The organism is Bacillus sp. TH13 (assembly GCF_016651175.1).
GTDB lineage: Bacteria > Bacillota > Bacilli > Bacillales > Bacillaceae_G > Bacillus_A > Bacillus_A thuringiensis_S.
Genome location: NZ_JAEKEJ010000020.1, coordinates 127,536 through 138,844, shown reverse-complemented (window position 1 = coordinate 138,844; position 11,309 = coordinate 127,536). Strand labels below are relative to the sequence as shown.

The window sequence follows — 11,309 nt, the reverse complement described above, 5'->3', positions numbered from 1 at the left end:
AGGTGAAGAAAATAGCAATTGTAACAGGGGCAACTCGTCTGAATGGAATTGGTGCAGCTGTATGCAAGGTGCTTGCTCAAAAGGGGATAGACATTTTTTTCACGTACTGGCCAAAGTATGATAAAGCGATGCCATGGGGAATGAGTGATCAAGAACCCTTTTGGCTGAAAAAGGAAATTGAAAGTTACGATGTTCGATGTGAAATGGCAGAAATCAATTTATCGCAGTCTTATTCGCCAAATCGTTTGTTTTATATGGTATCAGAACGGTTAGGTGATCCATCTATTCTAATTAATAATGCAGTGTATTCTACTCATACGAGAATTGAGGAATTAAATGTAGAGCAGTTGGATAAACATTATACAGTTAATGTTCGGGCCACTATGTTATTAAGTTCATTGTTTATAAAACATTATTCACTTAAAACGAGCGGGAGTATTATTAATCTTACTTCAGGGCAGTCAGTAGATCCAATGCCAGATGAACTAGCATATGCAGCAACGAAGGGAGCAATTGAAGCATTTACAAAGTCAGTGGCACCAGTAGCGATGGAGAAGGGGATTACTGTTAATGCTGTTGATCCAGGACCAACAAATACAGGGTGGATTACAGAGGAATTAAAACATTATTTAGTATGGAAATTCCCGCAAGGTAGAGTTGGAGAAACGATGGATGCTGCGCGCTTAATATCTTTTTTAGTAAGTGAAGAAGCGAAATGGGTTACTGGGCAAGTCATTCACTCGAATGGTGGTTATTCATAAAAATATTATGTTAACAAATGTTGAGAAACAAAAAACGAAAGAAAATTTTATTTTTTTGTATAAATAAAATGTCAAGAAAGATAAAAATTTGATAGAAGAGTATATCGTCATATAAAGATAGTAATTCTTAATGTGACAATATACTCTTTTTCTTTTACTTACGAGCAGAAAAATGAAGTAGAAGAAACTCGAATATTAAAATGAGTTTATCAGTTTTTGTCCGTATTATTATGAAGATTACTGTCGGAAAGATGGTAATTCGTATGAAAAGGGATTTTTTAAGGGGAAATCGAATCGTAAAGGGGAGGATAAATAAAGTAAACATAGGGGGATTTATATGAAAATGAAAAAGGTCGCTATCGCATCGATAACAATTGGTACAATGCTTACTATGGCAGCTTGTAGTCCATCAGCAGATAAAGAGGCAGAAAAGAAAGAGCAAGTAACAGCGCAAAATGAAGGAGAAGCAAAAACGACAAGTGCAGATGAAGCGTCCAAAACAACGAAAGATACTGAAAAAGAAACAAATACTTCTTCAAATGAAAAAACAGATAAAGATGCAAAAAATACGAAAGAATCATCAGGAACAGAAAGTAACGGCAAAACGTCAACTCAAAATGAGAATGTGAAAACAAAAGAAAAAGAAACGACAGGAAAAACGAATGACCAAACGACTAGCGGGAAAACAGCAGATCAAAGCACAAGTACAAGCTCAAACACAAACAATAACGAAAAGACAACGAAAGATCCGAAGAAAAGTGTTGCTGTGAAAACGAACGTTAAAGAAGTTGTGGCATTAATTGATAGCTTGGACAAGCAGTTAGCTGCTAATCCAAAATTGGAAACAGTGAATAAGCTTGGCAAACAAATTAATGAAAAGTGGGACGTGATTGAAAAAGAGCTAGAAGCATCACATCCGACGGATTCTAAAACAATCGGTCAAAGTATGTATCCGTTAATTGTAGGAGCGGAGAAAGAAAAAATCGATATTAATAAAATGAAATCATTAACGACGAAAACGAAAAAAGATTTAAATCAGTTATTGACGAAACTTTCATAGTTTCAAAAGCCTACTCGTGTGAGTAGGCCTTTTTTAGGTTGTTGTAATGTGCACAGTATAACTTATTTATTTTCATTTTCAATTACGATGCGAAAGGAACTGAATGCTTGTTGACTGATATAATCTTCTTCGCTAACTTTAAAAGGAAATGGAAAAGCGACGAGTTGAAAATTACTTTCCTGATCCACTGAAGGCAATGTGAAATTAAAGATTTGTCTTGTTTCAGGTGCAACCTTAGTATAAACGACTTTTCTATTGTTAAATATTTCAACTTGTTTCCAATCTTTAAAAGCCACGATTGCGTAAGTCATTTCATCATTCGTTTCATTACCGTTTGATAGGGTTAATTGCTTGCCTTCCTTTTCAAAGAAGACAGTTTGTAAGTTCTCTTCACGGTTCGTAACAAATAATGGTTCGTAAAGACCATCTTTTAAAATAGCATCTGGATCTATAAGGGAGAGTTTTATTTTTTCGTTTTCTTTCTGAAGAGGATGCATTGAATATCGCATACTTAGAATATCTTCTAAAATAGCTGCTTTATTTAAGTTATTATCTTTTAATTTGTATTCAGGTTTTTTAATTATTAAAAAGGTTAATTCATTTGCATTAGGAGAGGTGTGTAAAGAGATTTTCGTAGTAATTGAACTGTTTGGTTTCATATCAAAAAAATAGTGTGATATTTCATTAGTAGTATCTTCTATTTTAAAAGGTTTTTGTTCGTAATCTTCTAGAACAATTAATCCATATTTTCGGTTTTCATTAATAGTATGTACGAATGATAATGTTACATTAATTTTATTATCCTCACTAGTAATTGTACTACCATTGTTAATATGTTGGCCTTGATTATCCTTCAATCCGTAAGAAATAGTATTGGTTTGTTGCTCTCGTTTATTTTCTATGGAAGATGGATGAGGTTGTATGATTGAAGTATTGAACAAAATATAAATAGTTAGTAATGAAATAAATAAAACACCGCAAATAATATATATTTGTTTCATAAATAGCACCTCAATATATGTAAAATATTAGAGAAAAAAGATATGCAAGATGCATATCTTTTTTCTCTTTCTTACCAGAAAGCTTTTGTTTCGTGATTCACATCATTATAACCACTTAATTTATAGGTATGATTACCGATAGCGTAATCATCTCCATAATAAACGCTTGTGTTGGTCGCTGTAGCACTTACAAAGGATGATTTTTTTGCACTATTACTTTTCGTATTTACTAATGAGCCATCGCCATTGAAAGTTCTTGCTTTTGCATAAACATAGTCTTCGGTCGTAGTTGATTTCGATTTAGCAACTGCATATGGGTTACCAAAAAAGGGAGTATATACGCTAATGTTAGAGTCATTCTTAGGTGCAGCTGCAACAGTCAAACTAGGAACACTAGATGTTTTTGTTGATTGAATTGTATCAAAGTCAACTAAAACGGGCTGCTTGTCTACAGTATCGACCTCTGAAGCACTTGCGTTATTAGTAAAACCAAAACCTAAAACCGCTAACCCTAAAGTTGTCACCGATAAAGATTTTTTCATATTCACTAATTTTCCCACCTTTTTAAATTTTGAGTTCGAACTCAATTCATACAATATATGAAAATTTCGAAACTCTCAATGGTTTATCCCATACTTAACTTTTCTTTTACTTTCGATTCAACATGTCTTCATTTGCAAAAAAGGAAATATATCTTCTAATGCTTAGCCAGCAAGGGATACAGGTTAACTTTATGAATTTCGTGTAAATTTAAATCTATTCATGTCATAATCTCTGTTATTTTTAAGTTCATATGGGAAACGTATTAAAAAAAGGATGGTGACAAAAATGACAATCGATCGAATTTGTACAATTGGACCTGCAAGTAATAATAAAGAAACGTTAGCACAGTTAATAAAGAATGGTATGAAAATTGTTCGACTGAATTTATCGCATGGCACACATGAAAGTCATAAAGACATCATTCGTTTAGTGAAATCATTAGATGACTCTATTAAATTTTTGGGTGATGTACAAGGACCTAAAATAAGATTAGGTGAAGTGAAGGGAGAGCAAATTACACTTCAGGCAGGAGATTCTTTTATTTTACATACAAAACCAGTTACAGGGAGTAATACAGAAGCAAGCGTTGATTATGAAGGAATTGCGAATGATGTGAAAGTAGACAGTAGAATTTTGATTAATGATGGAGAAGTTGAATTAATTGTTGAAAAGATAAGTACGGACAAAATAGAAACGAAGGTAAAAACAGGTGGCAATATCTCATCCCATAAAGGAGTTAATTTACCAGGTGCGGCTGTTCGTTTACCAGCTATTACAGAGAAAGATAAAAAAGATATTCAGTTTCTTTTAGAAGAGAATGTTGATTTTATCGCGTGTTCTTTCGTACGAAAACCTAGTCATATAAAAGAAATACGAGATTTTATACAACAGTATAAAGAAACGTCACCTAATGTAATTGCAAAAATAGAAACGATGGAAGCAATCGAGAATTTTCAAGATATATGTAAAGAAGTAGATGGAATTATGATTGCAAGGGGCGATTTAGGAGTAGAGTTACCATATCAATGTATTCCACTTTTACAAAAAATGATGATTCGTGAATGTAATCGAACGAATACATATGTCATTACAGCAACACAAATGCTTCAATCTATGGTAGATCATTCTATTCCAACAAGAGCAGAGGTGACTGATGTGTTTCAAGCTGTACTGGACGGGACGAATGCAGTTATGCTTTCAGCTGAAAGTGCATCAGGAGAACATCCAATCGAAAGTGTGAGAACATTACGTCTCGTTTCAGAATTTGCGGAGCATGTTAAAAAAGATGGGCCTTTTGCGATGAAAGATGTACTGCAATTACTGCGTGAGTCTCTGGATGAGTAATAAAAAACAAGAGGGCGGATATGCATCCGCCCTCTTGTTTTTCATTCATACTATTCTTGCTCTTGCTCATCCAAAATCTTTTCAAACGCAGCAGATACTTTATCAAACTCTTCATCATTTTCAATGTATGAAAACTCATTATCTTCTTCTACTTTTAAAAAGAAAATATCAATGTCTTCCTCAGTTTCTGTTTGGATATCTTCAACAAAGGCAACTGCAATATACTCTGCACCTTCGACATCCATCGCTCCAAGTACTTCTACTTCTTGCTCTTCGTTATTCTCATCACTAAGAGTAAACACTTCGCCAACTTCAATATCAGACATATTCATTCTCCTCCTGTTCGACTCTAAAAATAGAGCACTCAAACTGTATACATACTAACATATCTTTCCATGAAAAACCAAATTCATACGTAAGAAAACAACTGATTCTTCTTTAGTATGAGTATACAGCTATTAGGAGCATTATTTGTGTGTACTATATTACTAAATCCATTCAACAATTGTATCCATAGTCTGTCTTGTTTTATCACGCTTTGGCTCTTCTTTACGGTAACCAAAGGCAACCATAACTGATACTTCAAGATTATCGCCTTGTATAATGCCTTCTTGACGAAGTAAAGAATCTACTTCCTCTTTATCAAATCCTTCTATTGGACAAGAATCAATACCGATTTGAGCTGCGCTCGTCATCATATTACCTAAAGCAATATAAGTTTGTTTAGATGCCCAATCAAATACAGCACGATCGGATTGTAATAAGTTAAAATCTGTTTTCTGGAACTTTTTGAAGAATTCATATCTAATTTTTTGAGTGTCTTCAGGCAATCCAATAATATCGTTCATCATATATTTAATATACTCTGCATCATAATGCATATCTTTAATGTTTCTTGAAAGAACAATGACGAAATGGCTTGCTGTTGCAAGTTGCCCACCAGCGCCCCATGAATACGGTTGTAGTTTTTCTCTTAATTCTTTATTTTGTACGACAATAAATTTCCAAGGCTCATATCCAAAAGAAGAAGGAGATAATCTGCCTGTTTCTAAAATGAATTTAAAATCCTCTTCTGAAATTTTGTGCATAGGATCGAATTCTTTACATGCATGTCTGAAATGAAAAGCCTCCATAATTTTTTCTTTTGTATTTGTCATAAAAGTTCCTCTTTTCATGAATTTATTTTTGTAAGTAAATTATATTTTTAAAGTAACATAGATACAAGTACGCACATTTATGTGTTATAGTATCAAAAAAGATACTAATGTTAAGGGAAGGGATTTATTATGGATTGTCCAAACGAAAATAATATAAATTACCCATTTTTAAATAAATATTCTTGTCCAGTTGAAGCTATGGTTGAGGTGATTGGAGGGAAATGGAAAGGGGTAATTTTGTATCATTTATTAGATGGTACAAAGCGGTTTAATGAGTTAAAAAGATTAAAACCAAATATCACACAAAGAATGTTAACACTGCAGCTGAGAGAACTTGAAGCAGATGGCATCATACATCGCGAAGTATACCGTGAAGTGCCGCCAAAAGTAGAATATTCATTAACTGAGCTTGGTGAATCACTACGTCCAATGATTCTATTAATGATGGAATGGGCAACTCATAATATGGAGAAAGTTTTGGAGAGTAGGAATGCACAAAATAAAAGTTAATAGATGAAAGTGGTATAGTAGAGACGGATATGAATTCTTCTTAAATTGGTAGTGGAGTTAGAAAACCATATATTATTAAAATAGGTAATTGGATGTTAAAGTTTTGTAAGATTAAATTGATTATAATTATTTTATGTAAACTAATCGCCCGGTTATCTATAAAATGAAAAAATCTATGTATCGTTGATATAGTGTAAATTATGATAGATATATTCGAAAAATCGTTAATATAATTTCACTTATGAAGGTGTTGTTCATTAAGGGAAAAGGGCTGTCATGCGCGGACAGCCCTTTTTTGTTTACCTGATTTACATTTTGAGAATACTTCACAGTCATAACGTAGTAGGCGTAGTAAAATACTTATTCAATGTATTATTTTTCAAAGAAGAAAGCGGAACCTTCACCTCACTACCTTCCTTCATATTCCGCAGCATAACGGTTTCTGTACTAAGTTCTTCTTCACCAATAATAAGCACGTAAGGGATATTCTCTTTATTGGCATAATTAAGAGCACGTTTTAATTTGCGTCCTGCTAGTTCGAGTTCGACTTTTAAGGAAGTGGTAGAACGTAATTGCTGGGCAATTTGTAAGCATTGTAATTCTGTCCCGAGTGGGATGATAAATACATCCGCTGTAGATGATATCGTTTCTTTCTGTGAGAGTGCTGTATAAATAACGTCTAAACCGAATGAAATACCGACTGTTGGATAGCTAATATTATCGCAACGGAATGCCCCAATAATATTATCGTATCGACCGCCGCTACCGATGCTAGATGTAATCGATCCATCTTTTAAAAAGATTTCATATACGGTGCCTGTGTACATTGTAAGTCCTCGCGCTAAAAACGGATTGAATATAGCATTTTCATTTATTCCAAGAGCGATTAAATATTGCTGTAATTGTTGCAATTCGTTTACTCCATCGGCAACGAGTGGAGTATTGAAAGCGTCTTTAAAGTTATCAATTGAAAGCTTTAGACAAGATAATACAGTATTACATATTGTATCAGCCATTTCTTCAGAAATTCCGCGCTCTAATACATCTTTTCGTACACCATCAATCCCAATCTTTTCGATTTTGTCTAATGATAAAATGACGTCACTTGTTAATTCAGTAGGGATGTTAATGGCCTGAAGAATACCATTTAACAATTTTCGGTTATTATATTGGATCGTTATCTCTAAGTTTAATGTTCGGAACAGCTCAAACGCCATGCTCATAAGTTCCGCTTCTGCCATGACTGATTCTACACCGACTATATCAACGTCGCATTGTATAAATTCACGAAATCTTCCTTGTTTAATTGGTCCATCTCGAAATACTTTTCCAATTTCATAACGTTTAAAAGGAAGTCGGATGTTCGGATTCATTGCCACAACTTTTGCGAATGGAATAGTTAAATCGTATCGTAAGGTAAGCTCACGTTTTCCTTGATCCTTTAGCGTATATATTTCTTTTAATATTTCATCGCCACCGCCGTACTTGTAAGACATAAGCTCATACATATTTAACGTTGGTGTCTCTAACGGTTTGCATCCGTATCGTTCAAATGTATCTTCGCAAGTTCTTTTAATTTTATTTCGCAGCACTTGCTCCTCTGGTAAATAGTCTTTCGTTCCTTTTACATTTTTCATTTCCATTGTAATCACTCCTTTTTTAAATTAAAAAAAGCTATGCAGGTATAAAAATACCCACATAGCTTTATGAACGCTTCGTGGGTCAACAGGAAAAGCCCTGTACCCACGAAGAAAAATTTTTCTTCGGATACACGGCGTTACGTATGATGATGAAGTTGGAAAGAAGTATTAAAATTTCGCATTGCAAATCTCTCCTTAACGTAAGTTTTTCCAAATTATATCAGATGATTTTTGAATTATCAATATTTTTAGTTTTGAAATATACGTGAAGTTATGTAGGAGAAATGGAAAAGGGTGTATAATAAAACTTAATAATATGAAATAACCTTTTAAGGAGAACGTTATGAAAAAAGATAAAACAAATGCGATGCGAATATTAGATAAAGAAAAGATCGAATATTCGATGATGTCATATGATCCAGACGATGGGAAAATTGATGGCGTATCAGTAGCCGAGAAAATTGGACGAGAAGTGAGAGAAGTATATAAAACGTTAATCGCTCAAGGGAATAGTAAAAATTATCATGTGTTTATCATCCCGGTAGATGAGGAACTAAATTTAAAAGCTGCCGCAAAAGCGGTAAGTGAAAAGAAGATTGAAATGATTCCTGTAAAAGATATTACGAAAGTGTCAGGATATATTCGTGGTGGTTGCTCACCAGTCGGAATGAAGAAGTTATTTTCTACATGTATCGATGAAAGTGCTCAATCGCTTGAAACGATGATCGTAAGTGGCGGGAAAATTGGTATACAAGTTGAGCTTAAAGTTGATGACTTGGCGAAAGTGACGAGAGCGCAGTTTGGTGAAATAACGAAATAATGATACATAAGAAAAGAAGTTCTAGTTTTATAGGATAGTTAGTCCATGATGAGGGCGGATTATCCTTTTTATTTACGTAATAATACGTTATATTAACTGATTATGTATACAATATTCAACCGAAAACAAACAACATATCAACTCTATAAAATGGTAAAATAGGGAAAAATATATTTTAAATAATATCTTTAGAAACGATTATTTATTACATAGGGGTTTCCGAAAAAAGTAAAGTAAAAAGGGAGGGGCATAAGTGAAATATATTAATGGATTGTACATATCACTTATATTGATGATGTTCATCAATTTACTTAATATTACCATGTTTGATAATGAATATTCAGGGATAACAATGTATCTTTCTTCCGTTATATTCATAATTGGAAGTGCTTTTTTCGGAAGTGCAAAACGGCTTAAAATGAGTGAGAAAAAATAAACCATTTAGGAGATGACAATCATTAATGAAACAACAAGAAGAAGTTATCTTTCGTGAGGTTCAGAGATCCCCAATTTTGGTATGGATACTCATATTAGGAATCGCCATGCTGATGTGGTATGGATTCATTCAACAAATTATTCTTGATACCCCGTTTGGAGATAAACCAGCTCCTAATGGTGTATTAATTGTTTTGTGGTTGTTTTTCGGGATTGCCTTTCCTGTATTAATGCTTGGAGTATTGAAACTAATCATTGAGGTTCGTGAAAAAGGTCTTTATGTTCGTTTTGTTCCTTTTCATTTCCAATATAAGCAGTACCTTTTCAAAAATATACATCATTATGAATGCATTACTTACAGTCCACTAAAACGATTTGGGGGATGGGGAATTCGTTTTAACCTTAAGAATGAAAAAGCCTATAATATGAAGGGTAATAAAGGTATAGAGTTAAAGTTGAAATATAACACAGTGGTAATCGGCACTCAAAAACCAGACGAATTAAAAAAAGCGCTGGACTCATTACAAAAAGTATAATGAAAATTAAACTTGAACAAACGGGTACAATTCAGGAATTTGTACTAGGCATACTTTATATTTATTTTAAAAATAACTTAAAGTTACTTCCAATAACGAAAACTATGCAAATAAGTTGTTCACTGGATTCTTATAGAAAACTGTGTTGAAATGAAATTTTTGATTTTGCAGCACTTCAAAATCTTAGCTAGATGGCTATGTATCGGTACCCACAATAAAGAGGCAGGAACATATCAAATATGTTCCTGCCTTTGATTTTAGAGAGAGGTTTCCTAACAGTTGATTTTGTTAACGAAAGTCGACTTTAAATCCATATTTTGTATAGAATATAGTACATATAATAAAAGTATGAGGTGATACAGTGAGAGAAATTCAGATTCATAAAATCATTGCAGATAAGAGAAAAGAAAAGGGAATTACGCAGGAAGAGTTAGCGGCGTATATCGGTATTACGAAGGCGTCTGTTTCCAAATGGGAGACGGGGCAGAGTTATCCGGATATTACATTTTTACCACTGTTAGCATCATACTTTAACATTAGTATAGATGAACTAATTAGTTATACACCGCAAATGAAACAGGAAGATATTAAAAATTTATATCATAGACTCGCAGAAGCTTTTAGTGAAAAAACGTTTGCTGAAGTAATGATAGAGTGCAGAGGAATAATTAAAAAATATTATTCTTGTTTTCCGTTATTACTTCAAATGGGACTTCTTTTTATTAATCACCATATGTTAACAGAGGATACGGATAAAAGAATTGAAATTTTAGAAGAGGCAATGCATCTTTTTAGCAGAGTGCAGGAAGAAAGTGACGATGTTTCTCTTGTGAAAGAGGCGGTATCGTTTCAAGCAACTTGCTATCTTATACTTAATAAACCCAATGAAGTATTGCAATTGCTTGGCGGAACGATACGTCCTAACGTTCCAGAGGAAGATCTAATCGCACAAGCGTATCAAATGCTTGGAAATGCTGAAAAGGCAAATGAAATAATGCAAATTAGTATGTACCAACATTTAATACAACTCGTTGCGACAATACCGAATTATGTAGTAGTAAATGCCTCAAGCGCTGAAAAGGTAGAGGTAATTTTAAATAGAGCTTTCATGTTAATAGATATATATGAAATAGAAACATTACATCCTAATATGACTTTAAAAGTATACTATGCTGCTGCGCAAGTATATTGTATGCAAGGGAATTTTGAAAGAGCATTAGAAATGTTACGGAAATATGCAGCGGTTTGTGCGGCTAGCTTTACAGTAAATAGCCTGCATTTACATGGAGATTCCTATTTTGATGCGATTGATGACTGGTTTGCAGAATTTCCGCTAGGCGCTAAAACGGTTAGAAATGAAGAGATTATAAAGCGGAGCATGTTACAAAGTATTGCAGAGAATCCAGTTTTCGCTCCTATGAAAGATGTAAGAGAGTACAAAAATATAATAGCGAGTTTGAAATTCAAATTAGATATAACGGAATAGAAGGAGGATTAATATA

13 protein-coding genes are annotated in these 11,309 nt (G+C 33.5%); 8 read left to right on the top strand and 5 right to left on the bottom strand.

Annotated features, from left to right (window positions below; all coding sequences use genetic code 11):
• Positions 1–2 precede the first annotated feature (2 nt).
• Together JFU02_RS05425 and JFU02_RS05420 are read left to right on the top strand one after the other, a co-directional pair.
• Positions 3–761 carry an SDR family oxidoreductase gene (locus JFU02_RS05425; RefSeq protein ID WP_042973375.1) on the top strand — a complete coding sequence of 253 codons (759 nt, stop codon included), beginning with the start codon at positions 3–5 and terminating at the stop codon, positions 759–761.
• Between the two features lie 337 nt (positions 762–1,098).
• Positions 1,099–1,821: a hypothetical protein gene (locus JFU02_RS05420; protein WP_000782525.1), complete on the top strand. Its 723-nt coding sequence runs from the start codon at positions 1,099–1,101 to the stop codon at positions 1,819–1,821.
• 62 nt (positions 1,822–1,883) lie between these two features.
• On the opposite strand, the gene JFU02_RS05415 is transcribed toward JFU02_RS05420, so the two are convergent.
• Positions 1,884–2,822, bottom strand: coding sequence for a hypothetical protein (locus JFU02_RS05415; protein ID WP_000810146.1), 939 nt, complete (start codon positions 2,820–2,822; stop codon positions 1,884–1,886).
• A gap of 71 nt (positions 2,823–2,893) precedes the next feature.
• Positions 2,894–3,370 (bottom strand): hypothetical protein, encoded by a 477-nt coding sequence (locus tag JFU02_RS05410; RefSeq protein WP_001056356.1) that lies wholly within the window; start codon positions 3,368–3,370, stop codon positions 2,894–2,896.
• Between the two features lie 280 nt (positions 3,371–3,650).
• On the opposite strand from JFU02_RS05410, the gene JFU02_RS05405 reads away from it, so the two are divergent.
• Complete coding sequence (locus tag JFU02_RS05405) at positions 3,651–4,709, top strand: pyruvate kinase (RefSeq protein ID WP_000151074.1); 1,059 nt, start codon at positions 3,651–3,653, stop codon at positions 4,707–4,709.
• A 50-nt stretch (positions 4,710–4,759) separates the two neighbouring features.
• On the opposite strand, the gene JFU02_RS05400 is transcribed toward JFU02_RS05405, so the two are convergent.
• Both JFU02_RS05400 and JFU02_RS05395 read right to left on the bottom strand, forming a co-directional pair.
• Positions 4,760–5,041: a DUF1292 domain-containing protein gene (locus tag JFU02_RS05400; RefSeq protein ID WP_002005464.1), complete on the bottom strand. Its 282-nt coding sequence runs from the start codon at positions 5,039–5,041 to the stop codon at positions 4,760–4,762.
• A 156-nt stretch (positions 5,042–5,197) separates the two neighbouring features.
• Complete coding sequence (locus JFU02_RS05395; protein WP_000185608.1) at positions 5,198–5,866, bottom strand: NAD(P)H-dependent oxidoreductase; 669 nt, start codon at positions 5,864–5,866, stop codon at positions 5,198–5,200.
• A 129-nt stretch (positions 5,867–5,995) separates the two neighbouring features.
• On the opposite strand from JFU02_RS05395, the gene JFU02_RS05390 reads away from it, so the two are divergent.
• A complete protein-coding gene (locus JFU02_RS05390) occupies positions 5,996–6,376 on the top strand; it encodes a winged helix-turn-helix transcriptional regulator (protein WP_000340577.1) in 381 nt (126 codons plus the stop codon).
• Between the two features lie 332 nt (positions 6,377–6,708).
• Here JFU02_RS05390 and JFU02_RS05385 read toward each other — a convergent pair whose 3' ends face one another.
• Positions 6,709–8,019 (bottom strand): histidine--tRNA ligase, encoded by a 1,311-nt coding sequence (locus JFU02_RS05385; RefSeq protein WP_000425335.1) that lies wholly within the window; start codon positions 8,017–8,019, stop codon positions 6,709–6,711.
• A 340-nt stretch (positions 8,020–8,359) separates the two neighbouring features.
• On the opposite strand from JFU02_RS05385, the gene ybaK reads away from it, so the two are divergent.
• The 4 genes from ybaK (at position 8,360) to JFU02_RS05365 (ending at position 11,293) form a co-directional block, all read left to right on the top strand.
• Entirely contained in the window at positions 8,360–8,836 is a 477-nt protein-coding gene (ybaK, locus tag JFU02_RS05380) for a Cys-tRNA(Pro) deacylase (protein ID WP_061666595.1), read from the top strand.
• A 253-nt stretch (positions 8,837–9,089) separates the two neighbouring features.
• Positions 9,090–9,272, top strand: a complete 183-nt coding sequence (locus JFU02_RS32580; RefSeq protein WP_000875166.1) for a hypothetical protein — start codon at positions 9,090–9,092, stop codon at positions 9,270–9,272.
• 25 nt (positions 9,273–9,297) lie between these two features.
• Positions 9,298–9,807: a DUF6141 family protein gene (locus tag JFU02_RS05370; protein ID WP_061666594.1), complete on the top strand. Its 510-nt coding sequence runs from the start codon at positions 9,298–9,300 to the stop codon at positions 9,805–9,807.
• Between the two features lie 361 nt (positions 9,808–10,168).
• Complete coding sequence (locus JFU02_RS05365) at positions 10,169–11,293, top strand: helix-turn-helix domain-containing protein (RefSeq protein WP_001206983.1); 1,125 nt, start codon at positions 10,169–10,171, stop codon at positions 11,291–11,293.
• Positions 11,294–11,309 lie beyond the last annotated feature (16 nt).

Bases quoted from the DNA above. Each gene is read 5' to 3' on its own strand.
- JFU02_RS05385 (WP_000425335.1), bottom strand. From the start codon at position 8,019: ATGGAAATGAAAAATGTAAAAGGAACGAAAGACTATTTACCAGAGGAG.
- JFU02_RS05405 (WP_000151074.1), top strand. From the start codon at position 3,651: ATGACAATCGATCGAATTTGTACAATTGGACCTGCAAGTAATAATAAA.
- JFU02_RS05370 (WP_061666594.1), top strand. From the start codon at position 9,298: ATGAAACAACAAGAAGAAGTTATCTTTCGTGAGGTTCAGAGATCCCCA.
- JFU02_RS05415 (WP_000810146.1), bottom strand. From the start codon at position 2,822: ATGAAACAAATATATATTATTTGCGGTGTTTTATTTATTTCATTACTA.
- JFU02_RS05420 (WP_000782525.1), top strand. From the start codon at position 1,099: ATGAAAATGAAAAAGGTCGCTATCGCATCGATAACAATTGGTACAATG.
- JFU02_RS05395 (WP_000185608.1), bottom strand. From the start codon at position 5,866: ATGACAAATACAAAAGAAAAAATTATGGAGGCTTTTCATTTCAGACAT.
- JFU02_RS05400 (WP_002005464.1), bottom strand. From the start codon at position 5,041: ATGAATATGTCTGATATTGAAGTTGGCGAAGTGTTTACTCTTAGTGAT.
- ybaK (WP_061666595.1), top strand. From the start codon at position 8,360: ATGAAAAAAGATAAAACAAATGCGATGCGAATATTAGATAAAGAAAAG.
- JFU02_RS05390 (WP_000340577.1), top strand. From the start codon at position 5,996: ATGGATTGTCCAAACGAAAATAATATAAATTACCCATTTTTAAATAAA.